The sequence below is a fragment of the Hyphomicrobium album genome, from assembly GCF_009708035.1.
Taxonomy (GTDB): domain Bacteria; phylum Pseudomonadota; class Alphaproteobacteria; order Rhizobiales; family Hyphomicrobiaceae; genus Hyphomicrobium_A; species Hyphomicrobium_A album.
In genome coordinates, this window is the sequence record NZ_WMBQ01000002.1 from 905,432 (window position 1) to 921,930 (window position 16,499).

Consider the following 16,499-nt stretch of genomic DNA (forward strand, 5'->3'; position numbering starts at 1 on the left):
CCTTTGCCGGGGCGCAGCAAACAATGTAGATGCGGCCGCGAGAATACCTCTCGCGGCCGCATCGCTTTTGGACCACAACCCCGTCATGCAACGCTCCTCCTACGTGCGCCCCATCGGCTTCTATCCCGCGCCGCCAGACGCCGAGGAGAACGTCTTCAGTGGCCTGCCGCTCGCCGGTCAGCCGCTGCGCTTCACTGCCCTCGAGATCGCCCGGCGTGACGGCGTGCACGTGAAGCGCCGTGTCATCTCGCTCGAGGAGGCCATCGAGCGCGAATGGGGTCGCGGTACGTTGGATGCCGCGCAGGATCTCGAGGCGATCACCGCCGCACGCCCGCGCCTTGCCGGCCTGGCGCTCGACCGCCCGCGCCTCATGGGCATCATCAACGTCACGCCCGACAGCTTTTCCGACGGCGGCCTGCATGACGCGGCCGAGGCCGCAATCGCGCACGGGCTGAAGCTCGCCGCCGAGGGTGCCGATATCATCGACATCGGCGGGGAATCGACCCGGCCCGGCGCCGACTACGTGCCGGTCGAGGAGGAGCTTCGCCGCGTCATTCCGGTGATCGAGGGACTGCGCGCGCGCACCGAGGCGCTCATCTCCATCGATACGCGCAAGGCGGAGGTGATGCGCCGCGCAGCGGTCGCGGGCGCCGACATCTTGAACGACGTCTCGGCGCTGACGCACGATCCGGCGGCGATGGCCGTCGCGGCCGAGACCGGCCTGCCCGTCATTCTCATGCATGCGCAGGGCGACCCGCGCACGATGAACGACGACCCGCAGTACACCGATGTGGTCCTCGACGTGTTCGACTTTCTGGAATCGCGCATCGCGGCGTGCGAGGCGGCCGGCATTCCCCGCGCCAAACTCGTTGTCGATCCGGGAATCGGCTTCGGCAAGCACCTGCACCACAACGTCGCCGTGCTGGCGTCGCTATCGCTCTACCATGCGCTCGGCGTGCCGGTGCTGCTCGGCGCCTCGCGCAAGAAGCTCATCGATCACATCTCGGACGTCCCCAATCCGCGCGACCGCGTGCCGGGCTCGCTGGCGGCGGCGCTCGCCGGAGCCTCCCAGGGCGTGCAAATCGTGCGCGTGCACGATGTGGCGGCGACGCGGCAGGCGCTCAACGTTTGGCGCGCCGCCCTGGCCGGCAGCGATAAGATCCTGGCCTGACGGCCGGCCGCAAACGGCCCCGATTTCGGGTTCTTAAAGGTGCCGCGTGTAATCTGTACCAACAGTATTTGATGGGTTGGCGCCCCGGCGGTCGAAAAAACCGCCGCGTGGGCGCTCTACCGTGCTCGCAGGCGGTCAACGGACGGGGTAGCCTATGCAATCGAATTCGCGGAATGGTAGGCAAAAGCCGCAGACGAAAGCCAAGGGGATCACCATGTCGCGCCGCTATTTCGGTACGGACGGTATTCGCGGTCTCGCCAACAAGTCGCCGATGACCTCGGAGGTCGCGCTGAAGGTCGGCATGGCCGCCGGCAAGATCTTCCAGACGCAGACGAACTACCGCCATCGCGTCGTTATCGGCAAGGACACTCGGCTCTCCGGCTACATGCTCGAGGCGGCGCTGATGTCGGGCTTCACGGCCGTCGGCATGGACGTGTTCCTGCTCGGCCCGATGCCGACGCCCGCCGTCGCCATGCTCACGCGCTCGCTGCGCGCCGACCTTGGCGTGATGATCTCGGCCTCGCACAATCCCTTCGACGACAACGGCATCAAGCTGTTCGATCCCGATGGCTACAAGCTGTCCGACGAGACGGAGCAGCGCATCGAGCAGCTGATCGACGCCGACACCGCCGAGCTGCTCGCGCCCGCAGGCGCCATCGGCCGCGCCACGCGCGTCGAGAGCGCCCAGGAACGCTACATCGAGTTTGCCAAGCGGACGCTGCCGAAGAACCTGCGCCTCGACGGCCTGCGCATCGTCATCGATTGCGCCAATGGCGCCGGCTACAAGGTGGCGCCGGAAGCCCTGTGGGAGCTTGGCGCCGAGGTGATCAAGATCGGCGTCGAGCCGAACGGCCGCAACATCAACGACAAGTGCGGCTCGACCGCCCCTGAGGCGCTGATCGCCAAGGTGCGCGAGGTGCGCGCCGACGTCGGCATCGCGCTCGACGGCGACGCCGACCGCGTCGTGATCGTCAACGAGAAGGGCGAAATCGTCGACGGCGACCAGCTCATGGCCGTCATCGCCGACACCTGGCACCGCTCCGGCAAGTTGACCGGCGGCGGCGTCGTCGCAACTGTGATGAGCAACCTTGGGCTCGAGCGCTATCTGAAGAGCATCGGCCTCGACATGGTGCGCACGCCGGTGGGCGACCGCTACGTCGTCGAGCATATGCGCAAGCACGGCTTCAACGTCGGCGGCGAGCAGTCGGGGCACATCGTGCTGTCGGACTTCGTCACTACGGGCGATGGCTTGGTCACGGCGCTGCAGCTCCTCGCCGTCGTCGTGTCGACCGGCTCGACGGTGAGCGAGGTGACGAACCGCTTCGATCCGCTGCCGCAGATCCTGCGCAATGTGCGCTACGGGAGCGGGAAGCCGCTCGAGGATACGCGCGTCGTCAAGGCGATCGACGCCGGCAAGGCGAAGCTCGGCGAGTACGGCCGCCTCGTCATCCGCCCCTCCGGCACCGAGCCCGTCATCCGCGTGATGGCGGAAGGCGACGACGAGCGCCTCGTAAACACTGTTGTTGGTGACATCGTCGAAGCTGTCCGCGCCGCCGCGGCCGCCTGATCACGGCGCGACGAACTGCTGCAAGTTTCGATTGATGCTCTCGGCGCCAAGCCGGAGCGCCCGCGCTTGCGCGTTAACGGCTCGTTAACGGATCGCGTCCGGCGCGATGTGTCGATCCGATACGCCGATTAAGCGTCCTTTAAACCTTCTTCCTCATAGTCGTTCACTGAGCACGTTTCGCGTTCGCCACACGAGCGCCGCCGTATGCGGCATGACGAATTCGAAGGGGAAGTACCATGAATACCAATCGCAGTTCCTACTCGCTAGGTGCGGCGCTCGGGTCGGCAATCGTGCTCGCCTTGTGCGCTCCCGCCATGGCGGCTGACATTTACGACGGCGGCCTCAAGGGCGGCTACGACGTTCCTCCGCCGCCCTCCGATCGCGGCATTTACATCAAGGGCTACGTCGGCCAGGCCAATCCCGACGTTGGCAATATTTGGACGGAAGCTTTCGAGACCAACAACTTCACGGTGCACCACAAGGACATCAAGTCGAGCCCCCTTTTCGGTCTCGGCGTCGGCTGGCAGGCCCGCCACTGGCTGCGCTTCGACCTGACCGGTGAATATCGCGGCGATGCAATCTTTGTTGGCCATGACCAATATCCCGGCGGCGTCGGCTTCCTTCCGGGCACGAACGAATATACGGCCGACATCAAGAGCTGGCTGGGTCTCGCCAACGCTTACGTCGACATGGGCAACTGGTGCGGCTTCACGCCCTACATCGGCGCCGGCATCGGCTTTGCATCGATCAGCGTCGAAGGCATGAAGGACATCAACGTTCCTCGCGCCGGTGCTGCCTTCGGATCGGATCACACGAGCACCAACTTCGCTTGGGCCCTCCACGCTGGCGTCAGCTACGACGTCACGCCCCAGACGGTGATCGATCTGGCCTACCGTTACTCCGACCTCGGCACGGCACAAAGTGGTGCTGTCTACACCTATGATGGCGCGCTCGCGCATAGCGGCGTGCACATTAAGGACGTGACCTCCAACGACCTCCTCTTGGGCGTCCGCTACAAGCTGCAGCGTGAGGCCGTCGTCTATCAGCCGGTGAAGTAAGCCGGCCGGCGCCTCACGGCGCACCACGAAATGCGCCGGGCTCTCAGTCATAGGGGCCCGGCGTTCACGGCCCCGGCGTCGATCGCGGCCGCCCGAAGTCAAGTTCGATTTCCTAGTTTGCTTACGCGTGAGGCGAGCGCCCGTCGGCGCCGGCCTTCAAGAGCAGAGTTAGGACGTCGGGCGAGGCTTCGAGGCCTGCCGGCCGTCAAGCAAGGATCGACGCATATGAACGTTGCACGCACCCGGATTTCGCTCGCGCTCGCACTGGCCGCCACTCTCCTTGGCGCCACAGCCGTGCTCGCCGACGGCGATCCCTACTATTCGAACGGCATCAACCCGTCCGGCGTGCGCACGCCGGTGCCGGCACCCATTCCCGTCCCCGTCGAGGAGGCCGATTGGTACTTCCGCGGTGACTTCGCCGCCGGCTTCGGCGCCTCGCCATCGGTGAACATCATCGGCCTCAATTATGCGGGCCAGGTCCCCGGCGGGGCGGTGGAATCGAACAGCTTCGAGCCATCCTTCACCGGCGGCGTCGGCGTCGGCTACGTCTGGGCGTCCTACTTCCGCACGGACCTGACGGTCGACATACACTCGCTCATGAACACGGAGCTTACGGGCGGCACCGCTGACATTACGCTGACCGACAAGACCAAGTTCATGTCGACGATCCTGCTCGCCAACGCCTACTACGACATCCGCACCGGGACGCCGTGGACGCCGTACTTCGGTGGCGGCGTCGGCTTCGCGGTCAACCAGCTGACGCGCAACCTGGACTTCACCTCCGTGACGACGCCCGCGGCCAACGTCAGCGCGGGTAACCGCACGACGGACGTGCAGTTCGCCGCCGCCGCCATGATTGGCACCTCGTACGAATTCTCGTCCTTCTTCGCGATCGACGTGAACTACCGCTACCTCTACATCGGCGGCTCCGAGGTCGGTCTCAAGCCTGACGTGGCGTCGAGCACCGCCATTGGCAGCTTCAACGAGCACCAAATCCGCGCCGGTCTGCGCTTCTACGTGAACTAACGGACGGCTGACGAAATTCCGGAAGGGGCGGCGCGGATGTGCCGCCCCTTTGGCGTGCCCGGTCTATTGACGCGAAGGCTGGCGCCACCTGGAGCTGGCCGTCATGCGCCGTCTCGATGAACCAAGCCGTCTACGGGCGCGCGGCTTGCGGGTCGGGTGCGGGACGACCGTCGAGCGGGCCGGCGTCGAGGGGCTCACGCCTTGGCTGGACTGGGCTTACGGCGAGGCCCGGCACGCGCTCGGTCAATGTGCCGGCCGTGTTCACGCCAGCTGTCATAATTCAGACGTGAACCGCCCTCACTCGTCTCGTCGTACCGGCCTGACGCGTCCGCTGGTTTACGGCCGAAACATCTAGCTAGGAATTGGCCAAAATGCGCATTCTCGCCGCGCTCACCGGCGTCCTCGTCGCCGTCATCGCCAGCCACGCTGCGGCCGACGAGATCCCCGTCGCCTCGCGTCTGGAAACGATCACCGTCTTCCCATCGGGCGCCGAGGCGACGCGCACGGCACGCCTGTCGCTTGGCAAGGGCGAGCACACGCTGGTGCTGATCGATCTGCCGGCCGAGACGGTGCCGGGTTCCATCCGCGTCGACGGCAAGGCCACCGCCGGATTGGATATCCAATCGGTGGACACGCGACGCCGCTACATCCCGCGTGCCGATCAAGAGGCGCTGCAGGCCGAGCGCAAGACCATCGAGGACAATATAGAGAAGCTGCGCGACGAGCGCGGTCTTGTTCAAGGCCAGGAGGACGCGGCGCAGACGCAGAAGACGCTACTGCAGAACCTCGCGCAGATGCCGGCGCGGCCGCAGCCCGAGGAAGGGCAGCCGGCCCCTGCGGCGCTGCCGGTGCCGCACGTCGACTGGCAGCAGATATTGTCGCTGATCGGCACGGGCATGGCGGAGGCGCAGAAGCAGGCCCTCGATGCCGAGGTGAAGAAGCGCGATCTCGACCGCCGCATCGAGGAATTGGAGAAGAAACTTTCCGCCCTAGCCCCGGCGCGCACCGAGCAGACGGAGATCAAGGTATTCGTCGTCGCCGCGGCACAGCTCGAGGCCGACCTCACCGTGCGCTACCAAGTGCGCAACGCCGCTTGGACGCCGCACTATGACGCCCGGCTGGCCACGGGCTCCAAGACGGCGCCACCGTTCTTGGAACTCACGCGCCGGGCTGACATCGTGCAGCGCACCGGCGAGAGCTGGGACAACGTCGCGCTTCTATTGTCGACGACGCGTCCCACCGCCAACGCCGCGGCACCCGCTATCGAAACCATGATCGTCGACTTCCAGCCGGAGGCCCACCCGGCTTCCGTTTCAGCTGCCCCGCCCGCGCCGATGGCCGGCTACGATGGTCTAGCCGTGCGCCAGAAGAAGGTGCGCACCGCGTCGGAAGAGATTAGAGACCAGAGCGCCCAGGCAGAACCCGAGGTCGCCCTCGGCGAGATCGGCGCGCAAGTCGTCGCAGCACCGTTCCAGGCCGTATTCGCCGTGCCGGGCCGCCTCACGGTTCCGTCCACCGGCGAGCCCAAGCGCGTCTTCCTGCAGCAGGATGGCGTCGAGCCGGTGCTCACCGTGCGCACGGTGCCGAAGCTCGATGCCAAAGCCTACCTCTATGCGAAGTTGATCTTGCCGAAGGGAGCGCCGGTGCTTCCCGGCGCGGTGTCGCTGTTCCGCGACGGCACCTTCGTCGGCACTGGCAGTTTTCCCGTCCTGTCGCCGGGCGAGGAGCACGAGCTGGGCTTCGGCGCCGACGACCAGGTCCGCGTGCGCCATGCCATCGCGGACGAGAAGCGGGGCGAGACCGGGCTCATTTCCTCGTCGAAGACGGACAGCCGCAACTACCGCATCGCCGTGAAGAATATGCACGAGCGGGAGGTGGAGCTGGTGGTCCATGACCAGATCCCCGTGTCCCAGAACGAGGACATCAAGGTCGAGCTCGTCGGTCCGGCCCAACCCACCAAGAAGGACATCGACGGAAAGCGCGGCGTGGTCGCCTTCGAGTCCAAGCTGGCGCCGGAGGAGGAGCGGGTGCTGGAGTTCGGCTACCGCGTGATCTGGCCCGGCTCGCGCGCCATCATCTATCAATAGGCCCGTTTTCCGGCCCTCGGCCGCCTGCCCGCCCCCAACCCTCTACGCGGGGGCTTGGCAGGCTCGAATCTGCGCTATAAGGCCTCGGATGGCCCCGGCGTCGTTCGGGGCCTAATCGTGAGTGGGGCATGCATGGCGAACGTCGCGGTGGTAGGCGCCCAGTGGGGCGACGAGGGCAAGGGCAAAGTCGTCGATTGGCTGTCGGAGCGCGCCGACATCGTCGTGCGCTTCCAGGGCGGCCATAACGCCGGCCACACCCTCGTCATCGGCGACAAGACCTTCAAGCTGTCGCTCTTGCCGTCTGGCGTCGTGCGCCCCGGCAAGCTCGGCGTGATCGGCAACGGCGTCGTCGTCGATCCCTGGGCGCTTTGCGCCGAGATCGACAAGCTCGCCGGCCAGGGCGTCACCGTCAACCGCGACAACCTGCGTATCGCCGGCAACGCCACGCTTATCCTGCCTCTGCACAGCGAGCTCGACATCATGCGCGAGGAGGCGGCGGGCGAGGGCAAGATCGGCACCACCGGCCGCGGCATCGGCCCCGCGTACGAGGACAAAGTCGGCCGTCGCGCCATCCGCGTGCAGGACCTGCGCAACCCGACGACCCTCGGCGCCAAGGTCGACCGCATCCTCGTGCATCACAACGCTTTGCGCCGCGGCTTGTCGAAGCCGGAGATTTCCAAGGACGCGCTGCTCGCCCAGCTCAACGAGGTCGCGCCGAAGATACTGCCTTTCACCGACGTAACGTGGGAGTTGCTCGACGTCGCACGTCGCGCTGGCAAGCGCATCTTGTTCGAAGGCGCGCAGGGCGCGCTGCTCGACATCGACCACGGCACCTATCCGTTCGTCACGTCGTCCAACACGGTTGCGGCGCAGGCGGCGACGGGCTCCGGCATGGGACCGCGCTCGATCGGCTACGTGCTGGGCATCGCCAAGGCGTACACGACGCGCGTCGGCTCCGGGCCGTTCCCGACCGAGCTCACCGACGACATCGGCGAGCGCATCGGCCAGCGCGGGCGCGAGTTCGGCACCGTCACCGGACGCAAGCGCCGCTGCGGCTGGTTCGACGCGACGCTGGTGCGCCAGACTTTGAAGATTGCCGGCATCGACGGCATCGCGCTGACCAAGCTCGACGTGCTCGACGGCTTCGAGGAGCTCAAGGTCGGCGTCGGCTACATGCTGGACGGCGAGCGCATCGACCGTCTCCCGGCCAGCAGCGGCGCGCAGGCGCGCGTCACACCCATCTACGAGACGCTGCCTGGTTGGACGCAATCGACGGCGGGCGCCCGCTCGTGGAGCGAGTTGCCGGCGCAGGCCGTGAAATACGTGCGCTACATCGAGGAGCTGATCGAGCGCCCGGTGACCATGCTGTCGACGAGCCCCGAGCGCGACGATACCATCCTCATGAAGGATCCCTTCGCCGACTGATCACTTGGGTGCGGGATTCTTCTCGGCGCAGGGGACGTCCTAGGAGATCCATTCGGATTCGAGCCCAAACGAAAAGGACACCCGCCTCGAATGTCCGAGATGCGAGTGTCCTTTCTGATAGGTGGACCCGAACCTCGACGAGGGGATGGGGGGAGGGGAGCGAGGCCCGTGTCCGCACAGATAATGCCGGCGGGTAGAGTTCGTTCCGCGGCACGTTCAAAAAAATTGGGTGCTGAATTGTGTAGGAATTTCAGTGACTAGAGCCAAAAAGCAAAAGGCGCCCGAACTGCGTATGCAATTCGAGGCGCCAGCGCCGGGACGTGCCTGTCGTCGACTCAGATCACGTTGAAGATGTTGAGCAGGATGATGATGCTGATCGGCACGCCCAACAGCCAAAGAAGAACGCTGCGCATGTCTAACTCCTTGTCGTTGCTCTGCCGATAAACTCGGGGCGCAGACAAGAGTTCCGCGGGCCGGCGCAGTTGCCTCTAGAGCTTCTCGGGGAACAGCACTATCGCCTCGCTCGCCAGCACGCCGCCGGTGAGGTCCATGGTGGCGAAGGACGTTGCCTCCGCGATCTGCTTGGCGGTGATGTCGATCTGCCCGATGCGTGTGGCGAGCTGCTCGATCGACGCCGCATAGACGACCCGGGTGATACCGCACCAGATGATCGCGCCCATGCACATCACGCAGGGCTCCCCCGACGTGTAGAGCGTCGTCCCTTTGAAGTCGCTCGGTTCGTGCATGTTCAGGAAGCTGCGGATTGCCACCATCTCGCCGTGCGCCGTCGGGTCGGCGTTGCGCTTGGAGCTGTTGAAGCCGCGGGCGGCGACCTTGCCCTCGCGCACGATCACCGCGCCGAACGGATAGTCGCCCTGCTTCGCCTCGTCGATAGCGAGCTGCATGAAGCGCGCGTCTTCCGCCGTCGCCGGCGAGGGCACCGCCCGGGCGTCGGCCCCGACAGTGAGAACGCGGGTGGCGATGAGCGCGCCGCCGCCTGAGAGCACTGTCCGTCGGTCCATGCGCAATCTCCCGGCCTGGCTGTTGCCGCGGTAAGTTTAAGCGCAGGTCCTTGCAAGTTCACCAATCAAAAATGAGCGCCGGCAATCAGACCATGCGCACCAGCCAGCGACCCCGGCACCAGCTCGGCCGCCAGCAGGCGGCGCGGATCGACCGGCCCCGGCATGGTGATCTGTCCGGGTGGCACGGGGTGGAAACCGAAGCGGCCGTAATAGGGTTCGTCGCCGACCAGTACGACGAGCCGGACGCCGTCGTCCTTGGCCGCAGCCATCGCCTCGGCAATGAGCCGTTTGCCGAACCCCTGTCCGGCAAAGTCGGGCTCCACGACGAGCGGCCCCAGCAGCAGCGACCCATTTGCGCCGCCGATGGTGATCGGCGTGAAGCGCACGGCCGCGATAAGCCGGTCGCCCAGCATTGCCGTGCGGCAGTAGCGCGAGATGTCGGGTGTGCCCTCGCGCACGCGGTAGGCGGTGCGCGTGAAGCGGCCCGGGCCGAACGCCCGCGCGTGCAGGTGGGTGATCGCGGGTAGGTCTTCCGGCGTCACGGGCCGATTGATGACGTTGGGTGACATGAACAGCGAGACTTTCGAGGCGGGCCGCCGGTCAGGCAGGCCCAGTGTCTAGCACGGAAATTCACGCACGCGCGGCAGGTGCACCCGCGCCGCGTCGTCGCAATTCCGAGCCTCGTAGCCGTCTCGTCATGGCGCGCCGTGTAGCACGCGGTCGACAGGTGGTCCAGGGTCACCAGTCGTGGGCGCGCGGTGCGCCGTCGAAGATCTCGGCGATCCGGCGGGCGGTTGGCGCATTGATGTCGGCGGGCAGCGCATCGCGGGCGAACATTCCCTGCTCGGCAATCTCGAAGGTGGGGGCGGGCGTTCTCACTTGCTGCCAGTCGCGCACCAGGAACAAGGCGACGTGGTCGTTGGGGAACAGGCGGAAGTTGGCGTAGATGCCGAACAGCTCCGGCTTGCCGCGCATGGCGACGCAGGCCTCCTCGTCGAGCTCGCGCGCGAGCGCCGTCTCGACGGTCTCCATCCGCTCCACACCGCCGCCCGGGAAATGCCAGCCCGGACGATAGGTGTGACGGATGAGGAGGATGCGGTCGTCCTTGTCGATAACCGCGCCCTGCACGCCCATCGTCAAGCCGCGCGACAGCCGCCAGTAGCGCTGCAAGACTTTGCCAACGATCGGCGGTCTGGACAAACTCTTCGCTCCTTCGTAGCGCGACCTTTAGCGCGTCCCGGACGTTAGGGGCCGTAGGTAATTCCTCAGCGCCGCGTGCTAGGTTCCGCTCCCAATCCTGCACGCAGCGCCGTTAACGACGAGCCCCATACCGAGCCTACGATGAGCGAAACGATTACGCTTGCCCACGTGTCGGATGTGCACCTTTCGCCGATGTCGGGCGTCGCGCTGCGCCACCTCAATCTCAAGCGCAGCCTCGGCTACATCAACTACCGGCGCCAGCGCCGCCATACGCACCACCGCGCCGCGCTCGATCTCGTCGTCGCCGATATGCTTGCGCACAAGCCCGACCATATCGCGGTCACCGGCGATCTGATCAATCTCGGTCTGCCCGTCGAGTATGAGGCGGCGACGACCTGGCTGCACGAGATCGGGACGCCCGACCACGTGACCGTCGTGCCGGGCAACCACGACATCTACACGTCGCTGCGCCATGATCCGGGCGTCGCGCGCTGGGCGGATTACATGCGGCCCGACGCGTGGGGGGAGAAATTCGCTCCGCGCGCCCCGGCGCAGTTTCCGTTCGTGCGCCGCGTCGGTCCGGTCGCGCTCATCGGCGTCAATTCGGCGGTCGAGACGCCGCCGTTCGTCGCCGCCGGCAAGGTCGGATCGCGCCAGCGCGCCGCGCTCGCCGCTTTGCTGCCGCAGCTCGCCGCCGAAGGCCTCATCCGTGTGGTGCTGATCCATCATCCGCCGCTCCCCGGACAAGCGCCGCCTCGCCGGGCGCTGCGCGATGCTTCCGCGCTGTCACAAATACTCGCCGAGCATGGCGCCGAGCTCGTGCTGCACGGACATAACCACGTCGATAGCCACATGGTGTTTGCGCGACTCCCCGAGGTGGGCGGTTCGAGCATTCCGATCATCGGCGTCGCCTCGGGCTCTGTCGCGCGGGCGCACAAGAACGAGCCGCTCGGCCGCTACAACCTGCTGCGCATCACGCGCAGCGAGGATGGGCGCGCGATCATCGAATGCACGACGCGCGGCCTCGATGCGCGCGACAACGCCATCGTGCAGGTGGCGCGCAGGTTGGTGACGTAAGCGGCGCGCTCTGTTGTCGCACAGCCGCGCGCAGTGCGTGCCCTCGCCGCGCACCATTGCCCAATGGCTGCCCAGACTTTCATCCATGTGCGGCAAGACGCGCAGGCCTTGCTCAAATCTATGGCGCCGGAGCCACGCTGGCGCGTCGAGTGATGCGCGACACGCTCCTCCCCATACCGCGGTCGTCGTGACACTATATACGGCTACGGGCGCTGGCGGAGCGCTCAAGGTAGGCGGGGCGAATGCAAGTGCGATTATTTCGGCGTAACGCTCGTATCAATCTTGCGCTGCAAGGCGGTGGCGCGCACGGCGCCTTCACCTGGGGCGTGCTCGATCGGCTGCTCGAGGACGAGGAGCTCGAGATCAACTGGGTGAGCGCGACGAGCGCCGGCGCGGTGAACGCGGTCGCTGTCGCCTCGGGCTTCAGCGAGGGCGGCAAGACGTCGGCGCGCAACAAGCTGCGCAGCGTCTGGGAAGCCGTGCATAAGGCCGGCGTTCCCGACCTTCTGCGCCTCAACCCGTTTCTCTACGGTCTCAGCCGCACGCCGCATCTGGCGCAGATGGCGAGCCTCTGGTCGCCCTATGAGTTCAATCCGCTGGGCTTCGATCCCCTGCGCCGCCTGCTCTCGGAAAGCATCGACTTCGAGAAGCTGCGCAACAATTCTCCCATCGAGCTGTTGATCGCTGCGACGGAGGTGGCGACAGGGCGCGCGCGCATCTTCCGCCGCAAGGAAATCACCGTCGAGGCGGTCTTGGCTTCCGCCTGCCTGCCTACACTGCATCATGCCGTCGAGATCGACGGCGTCTCCTACTGGGACGGCGGCTTCTCGTCCAACCCCGACATCAAGACGCTGGCGATGGAGAGCCCGGTCGAGGACACGCTCATCGTGCAGCTCAGCTCGCTCGTGCGTCACGCTGTGCCGACCGGCGTGCGCGAGATCGCCCTGCACGCCAACCGGCTCACCTTCAACGCGCCGCTCATCCGCGAGATCGAATTGATCGAAACGGTGCGCGAAAGCCAGCAGGGGCGCATCGGCGGTCCGCGCGGCCGCTACAGCCGTCTGGCAACGCACCGCTTCCACCTGATCGAGGCGGGCCGCTACACCGGGGCGCTCAGCCCCGACAGCACCATGAAGCCCGATTGGCAGCTCCTGAACTACCTGTTCAGCGCCGGCCGCGACGAGGCCGACAAGTGGCTGTCGCTCAATCGCTCGGCGATTGGCCGCCGCTCCAGCGTCGATTTGAAGGAGCGCTTCCTCGCCCACGACACCGGCAGGGGCGCTGAGCGCGACCGCACCTCCGCTAAAGCGAAAGCCGCCGTCGGTAGCGATATTCCCGACTGAATATAACGCTCGACTGTGACCGGGGTGGCTGATTAACTGCCGCCGCAAACGGCACGGAGGATCTTATGAGCGTTACTCTCGGCGCGCTGATGCGCGGCTTTGCGATTTGCGTTTTCGCGCTGACGGTGGCGGGTACGCACGGTGTTGCGCGGGCAGACGAACCGCCGGCGATCGCCGCGGCCGCGAGCCTGCGCTATGCGATCGACGAGATCGCCAAGGGCTTCGAGAAGGACACCGGCAAGAGCGTCAAGATCACCTACGGCGCCACCGGCAATCTCGTGCATCAGATCGAGGCGAGCGCGCCGTTTCAGGCCCTGTTCGCCGCCGACGACGAGAGCGTCAAGAAGCTCGCCAAGGGCGGACTGACGGACGGTGAGCCGGTCGTCTTCGCGCGCGGGCAGCTGAGCGTTGCGACCCCGAAGGGCTCGGCCGTCGCCGTCGATCCGGCCCTCAACGGCCTCAAGCAAGCGCTCGCCGCCGGCAAGGTGAAGCACGTGGCTATCGCCAATGCCGAAACGGCGCCTTACGGCCGAGCGGCTCGCGAATCCCTGCAGAAGGCCGGGCTGTGGGATGAGGTGCAGCCGCTGCTCGTCGTCGGCGAGAACATCGGCCAGACCGCTACATTTGTATCGACCGGTGCCGCCGAGATCGGTTTCATCGCCAAGTCGCTCGCCATTTCGAAAGAGATTGAACCGAAGATCACCAGCGCTATCGTGCCGGAATCCTGGCACGAGCCGATCGATCACGGGCTGGCTCTGATCAAGAGTGCCAGCCCCACCGCCAAGGAATTCGTCGACTACGTGCGCGGACCCAAGGGCCGCGCCGTGCTAGAGGCGAGCGGCTTCGCGGTGCCAACGTCCTGAAGTAGTGCGCGCATGGATTGGACCGCCTTTGCACTTTCGCTGCAGCTTGCGGGCTGGACGGTGGTGCTGTTGCTGCCGCTCGCCGTCGTCATCGCGCGCGCGCTCGCCTGGGGGCGGGTGCCGGGCAAGAGCGCCGTCGAGGCGCTCATCATGCTGCCGCTGGTGCTGCCGCCGACGGTGCTCGGCTTCTACCTGCTCGTCGCCTTCTCGCCCCAGTCGGGCCTCGGCAGTCTCTTGAAGAGCGTGTTCGGCACGTCGCTGGTGTTCAACTTCGCCGGCATCCTCATCGCGTCGCTGATCATCAACCTGCCGTTCGCCGTGCAGCCGATCCAGCGCGCCTTCGAGGCCATTCCGGCGAACGTACGCGAGGCCGCGTTCGTCAGCGGCCTGTCGCGTTGGGAGACGATGCGGCGCATCGAGCTGCCGCTCGCCTGGCCGGGCCTCGTCTCGGCGATCGCGCTCACGTTCGCGCACACGCTGGGCGAATTCGGCGTCATCCTGATGATCGGCGGCAGCATCCCCGGCGAGACGCGTGTCCTCTCCATCGCCATCTACGATCAGGTGCAGGCCTTCCACATCGACCGGGCGGGCGTGATGTCGGCGGTGCTGCTCGCCTTCTCGCTCATCGCCATCGCTATCGTGCACATGCTCGCGCGGCGCCGACGGACGGACGCGCATGCCCTCTGACAACCCCGCGCTGTCGGTCGCGCTGCGCCAGGCCGGCCCCATCCCGCTCGACGTCAACCTCGATTGCCGGCGCGGCGAGCTGTTGGCGCTGATCGGTCCGTCGGGCAGCGGCAAGAGCACGGTGCTGCGCGCGATCGCCGGGCTCTATCGACCGCAGGAAGGTCGCGTCGTCGCTGCCAGCGAGACGTGGCTCGACACCGATGCCCGCATCGACCTGCCGCCACAGGCGCGTAGCGTCGGTCTCGTCTTCCAGGACTACGCGCTGTTTCCGCATCTATCCGCCCGCGACAACGTGCGCCTCGCCATGCTGCGGCTGCCGGAGCCGGAGCGCAGCCGCCGCGCCGCCGAACTCTTGGCGCGCGTGCATCTGCAGGGTCTCGACACCCGCCGCCCCGACGAGCTGTCCGGCGGCCAGCGCCAACGCGTGGCGATTGCCCGCGCCCTCGCCCGCGATCCGAAGGTGCTACTGCTCGACGAGCCGTTCTCCGCCGTCGACCGCATCACCCGCGACGCGCTGAAGGAGGAGCTCGCGGCGTTGCACCGCTCGCTCGATATCCCGATGGTGCTGGTCACCCACGACCTCGATGAGGCGCAGGCGCTCGCCGACCGCATCTGCGTGCTGCACGGGGGAACAACGCTGCAGATCGGCACGCCGGACGAGGTGCGTCTGCGCCCCCGAAACGTTCGCGTTGCGCGTCTCATGGGGCATACGAACCTCATACCGACGCAGGTGCAGGATCATGGACGCATCCGCTGCGGAGCGCAGACGCTTACCGTCGCCTCGACCAACGGCGTCGCCATTGGCGAGCGCGTCACCGTGCTCATTCCGCCCGACGCCATTTCGCTCGGGGGCGGCACTACAAATTCAGCCAACGCAGTCGCCGGAAAGCTTACGAACGTGCAATCGCTGGGTGACCTCACGGCGGTCACGCTCGCCTTCGACGCGGGGGAATTGCGCTTCCGCCTGCCATCGCGCGAAGCAGTCGCGCGCCACCTACAGAGCGGAGCGGCGCTCTCGGTAGAGATCGATCCGGCGCTCGTGCATCTGCTGCGCGAAGACTGAGCAGACACGTCGCCGATGCTCCTTCGCGGAGGCCACGATTGTCGCGGCGGCGGGCTAGGGCTCGATGAGCTTCGCGTAGCCGTCGCCCATCGTGTCCTCGAGCATCTTCTTGTACCGCGCATAATGCGGATGCGCCGAGGTGATGTCGCCGAGGTTGCCGTCGAACTCCTCGCACTTGGCGTAGACGATCGGCGTCGCCACCGGCACCAGCACCGCGCCGTGCTTGTGGATGGTGGTGATGATGCCCCGCATCTCCCCGAAGCGGTCGACCTGCGAGACGACGATCATGCGCATCGCGCCCTTGGTGAGCGACACGAGGTGGATGAACATCGACGAGGCGGGAACGTAGAGCCGCCCGCGGTGCGAATATGGCGCGTCCAGCCGGTCGCGCTCCTGGAACAACAGGCTCGGCCAGTCGGGATCCCAGGTCACGTCGGTGCGGTAGGCGACGATGCAGCCGGGGCGCGAGAACGACGAGCGCAGCGTCAGGTAGCTGCCGATGTAGTGGTCGACGGCGCCGCGCGTGTAGGCGCCCATGTAGAGCGGCGCGACCACGCCGCCGTTTTCGCCATGCAACTCGGGAGGGGCCGCGACCGAGGCATTGGCGCCGGTCCAGGCGCCCTTCAGTTTGTCGAAGTCGAGCCCCAGCACCATGCAGACGTCGAACAAGGTCTGATCCCGGACCGAGCGCCCGCCGAGCAGGTTCTGGATGGTCTTCTCGTGGCAGTCGGACGCGTCCGCAAGTTCAGCCTGGGTAAGCTTTTTTTCGATCATTGCGGTCTTGATCTGGGCAACCGCGGATTCGCGCGCTGATCTCGACACGGTGGCCTTCATGGACGGGCTGCCTCGGAGTGGACGCCATTGCGAACGCAATTTGCCGGAATTTACCGGCAATTCTCCTCTCTGGGCA

16 protein-coding genes are annotated in these 16,499 nt (G+C 66.5%); 11 read left to right on the plus strand and 5 right to left on the minus strand.

All coding sequences use genetic code 11. The annotated features are described in order from the left end of the window. Positions 1 to 85: 85 nt before the first annotated feature. The 6 genes from folP to GIW81_RS16585 all read left to right on the plus strand — a co-directional run bounded on the left by folP (position 86) and on the right by GIW81_RS16585 (position 8,334). A complete protein-coding gene (gene folP / locus GIW81_RS16560) occupies positions 86 to 1,171 on the plus strand; it encodes a dihydropteroate synthase (protein ID WP_154740431.1) in 1,086 nt (361 codons plus the stop codon). 214 nt (positions 1,172 to 1,385) lie between these two features. Further along, positions 1,386 to 2,738, plus strand: coding sequence for a phosphoglucosamine mutase (gene glmM, locus GIW81_RS16565; RefSeq protein ID WP_154740432.1), 1,353 nt, complete (start codon positions 1,386 to 1,388; stop codon positions 2,736 to 2,738). Positions 2,739 to 2,974: 236 nt separating this feature from the next. Then, complete coding sequence (locus tag GIW81_RS16570; protein ID WP_154740433.1) at positions 2,975 to 3,796, plus strand: outer membrane beta-barrel protein; 822 nt, start codon at positions 2,975 to 2,977, stop codon at positions 3,794 to 3,796. 225 nt (positions 3,797 to 4,021) lie between these two features. Next, positions 4,022 to 4,822: an outer membrane protein gene (locus GIW81_RS16575; protein ID WP_195930612.1), complete on the plus strand. Its 801-nt coding sequence runs from the start codon at positions 4,022 to 4,024 to the stop codon at positions 4,820 to 4,822. Between the two features lie 371 nt (positions 4,823 to 5,193). Further along, positions 5,194 to 6,909, plus strand: coding sequence for a mucoidy inhibitor MuiA family protein (locus GIW81_RS16580; protein WP_154740435.1), 1,716 nt, complete (start codon positions 5,194 to 5,196; stop codon positions 6,907 to 6,909). 132 nt (positions 6,910 to 7,041) lie between these two features. Further along, a complete protein-coding gene (locus GIW81_RS16585) occupies positions 7,042 to 8,334 on the plus strand; it encodes an adenylosuccinate synthase (protein ID WP_154740436.1) in 1,293 nt (430 codons plus the stop codon). A gap of 335 nt (positions 8,335 to 8,669) precedes the next feature. On the opposite strand, the gene GIW81_RS19270 is transcribed toward GIW81_RS16585, so the two are convergent. The 4 genes from GIW81_RS19270 to GIW81_RS16600 all read right to left on the minus strand — a co-directional run bounded on the left by GIW81_RS19270 (position 8,670) and on the right by GIW81_RS16600 (position 10,556). Then, positions 8,670 to 8,795: a hypothetical protein gene (locus tag GIW81_RS19270; protein WP_267873853.1), complete on the minus strand. Its 126-nt coding sequence runs from the start codon at positions 8,793 to 8,795 to the stop codon at positions 8,670 to 8,672. A gap of 27 nt (positions 8,796 to 8,822) precedes the next feature. Continuing rightward, positions 8,823 to 9,356 (minus strand): nucleoside deaminase, encoded by a 534-nt coding sequence (locus GIW81_RS16590; RefSeq protein ID WP_154740437.1) that lies wholly within the window; start codon positions 9,354 to 9,356, stop codon positions 8,823 to 8,825. Between the two features lie 65 nt (positions 9,357 to 9,421). After that, positions 9,422 to 9,925, minus strand: coding sequence for a GNAT family N-acetyltransferase (locus GIW81_RS16595; protein ID WP_154740438.1), 504 nt, complete (start codon positions 9,923 to 9,925; stop codon positions 9,422 to 9,424). Between the two features lie 169 nt (positions 9,926 to 10,094). Continuing rightward, on the minus strand, positions 10,095 to 10,556 hold the full coding sequence (locus tag GIW81_RS16600) for an NUDIX domain-containing protein (RefSeq protein ID WP_154740439.1): 462 nt from the start codon (positions 10,554 to 10,556) through the stop codon (positions 10,095 to 10,097). Between the two features lie 141 nt (positions 10,557 to 10,697). On the opposite strand from GIW81_RS16600, the gene GIW81_RS16605 reads away from it, so the two are divergent. The 5 genes from GIW81_RS16605 (at position 10,698) to GIW81_RS16625 (ending at position 15,589) form a co-directional block, all read left to right on the plus strand. Then, complete coding sequence (locus tag GIW81_RS16605; RefSeq protein ID WP_154740440.1) at positions 10,698 to 11,633, plus strand: metallophosphoesterase family protein; 936 nt, start codon at positions 10,698 to 10,700, stop codon at positions 11,631 to 11,633. Positions 11,634 to 11,875: 242 nt separating this feature from the next. Further along, a complete protein-coding gene (locus tag GIW81_RS16610; protein ID WP_154740441.1) occupies positions 11,876 to 12,976 on the plus strand; it encodes a patatin-like phospholipase family protein in 1,101 nt (366 codons plus the stop codon). Between the two features lie 65 nt (positions 12,977 to 13,041). Further along, positions 13,042 to 13,839, plus strand: coding sequence for a molybdate ABC transporter substrate-binding protein (modA, locus tag GIW81_RS16615; protein ID WP_154740442.1), 798 nt, complete (start codon positions 13,042 to 13,044; stop codon positions 13,837 to 13,839). A gap of 12 nt (positions 13,840 to 13,851) precedes the next feature. Then, the gene (gene modB, locus GIW81_RS16620; RefSeq protein WP_154740443.1) at positions 13,852 to 14,526 is read left to right on the plus strand and encodes a molybdate ABC transporter permease subunit; all 675 of its coding nucleotides are present in this window, start codon (positions 13,852 to 13,854) and stop codon (positions 14,524 to 14,526) included. Beyond that, the gene (locus GIW81_RS16625) at positions 14,516 to 15,589 is read left to right on the plus strand and encodes an ABC transporter ATP-binding protein (RefSeq protein ID WP_154740444.1); all 1,074 of its coding nucleotides are present in this window, start codon (positions 14,516 to 14,518) and stop codon (positions 15,587 to 15,589) included. The genes modB and GIW81_RS16625 overlap by 11 nt, the downstream gene beginning before the upstream one ends. A gap of 54 nt (positions 15,590 to 15,643) precedes the next feature. Here GIW81_RS16625 and GIW81_RS16630 read toward each other — a convergent pair whose 3' ends face one another. Next, complete coding sequence (locus GIW81_RS16630; RefSeq protein ID WP_229309377.1) at positions 15,644 to 16,363, minus strand: helix-turn-helix domain-containing protein; 720 nt, start codon at positions 16,361 to 16,363, stop codon at positions 15,644 to 15,646. Positions 16,364 to 16,499: the final 136 nt, after the last annotated feature.

Excerpts from the sequence above, each read along its gene's own strand:
- GIW81_RS16610 (WP_154740441.1), top strand. The coding sequence starts at position 11,876 with ATGCAAGTGCGATTATTTCGGCGTAACGCTCGTATCAATCTTGCGCTG.
- modA (WP_154740442.1), top strand. The coding sequence starts at position 13,042 with ATGAGCGTTACTCTCGGCGCGCTGATGCGCGGCTTTGCGATTTGCGTT.
- GIW81_RS16580 (WP_154740435.1), top strand. The coding sequence starts at position 5,194 with ATGCGCATTCTCGCCGCGCTCACCGGCGTCCTCGTCGCCGTCATCGCC.
- GIW81_RS16590 (WP_154740437.1), bottom strand. The coding sequence starts at position 9,356 with ATGGACCGACGGACAGTGCTCTCAGGCGGCGGCGCGCTCATCGCCACC.
- GIW81_RS16585 (WP_154740436.1), top strand. The coding sequence starts at position 7,042 with ATGGCGAACGTCGCGGTGGTAGGCGCCCAGTGGGGCGACGAGGGCAAG.
- glmM (WP_154740432.1), top strand. The coding sequence starts at position 1,386 with ATGTCGCGCCGCTATTTCGGTACGGACGGTATTCGCGGTCTCGCCAAC.
- folP (WP_154740431.1), top strand. The coding sequence starts at position 86 with ATGCAACGCTCCTCCTACGTGCGCCCCATCGGCTTCTATCCCGCGCCG.
- GIW81_RS16570 (WP_154740433.1), top strand. The coding sequence starts at position 2,975 with ATGAATACCAATCGCAGTTCCTACTCGCTAGGTGCGGCGCTCGGGTCG.
- GIW81_RS16625 (WP_154740444.1), top strand. The coding sequence starts at position 14,516 with ATGCCCTCTGACAACCCCGCGCTGTCGGTCGCGCTGCGCCAGGCCGGC.
- GIW81_RS16630 (WP_229309377.1), bottom strand. The coding sequence starts at position 16,363 with ATGATCGAAAAAAAGCTTACCCAGGCTGAACTTGCGGACGCGTCCGAC.
- GIW81_RS16575 (WP_195930612.1), top strand. The coding sequence starts at position 4,022 with ATGAACGTTGCACGCACCCGGATTTCGCTCGCGCTCGCACTGGCCGCC.
- GIW81_RS16605 (WP_154740440.1), top strand. The coding sequence starts at position 10,698 with ATGAGCGAAACGATTACGCTTGCCCACGTGTCGGATGTGCACCTTTCG.
- GIW81_RS16595 (WP_154740438.1), bottom strand. The coding sequence starts at position 9,925 with ATGTCACCCAACGTCATCAATCGGCCCGTGACGCCGGAAGACCTACCC.
- modB (WP_154740443.1), top strand. The coding sequence starts at position 13,852 with ATGGATTGGACCGCCTTTGCACTTTCGCTGCAGCTTGCGGGCTGGACG.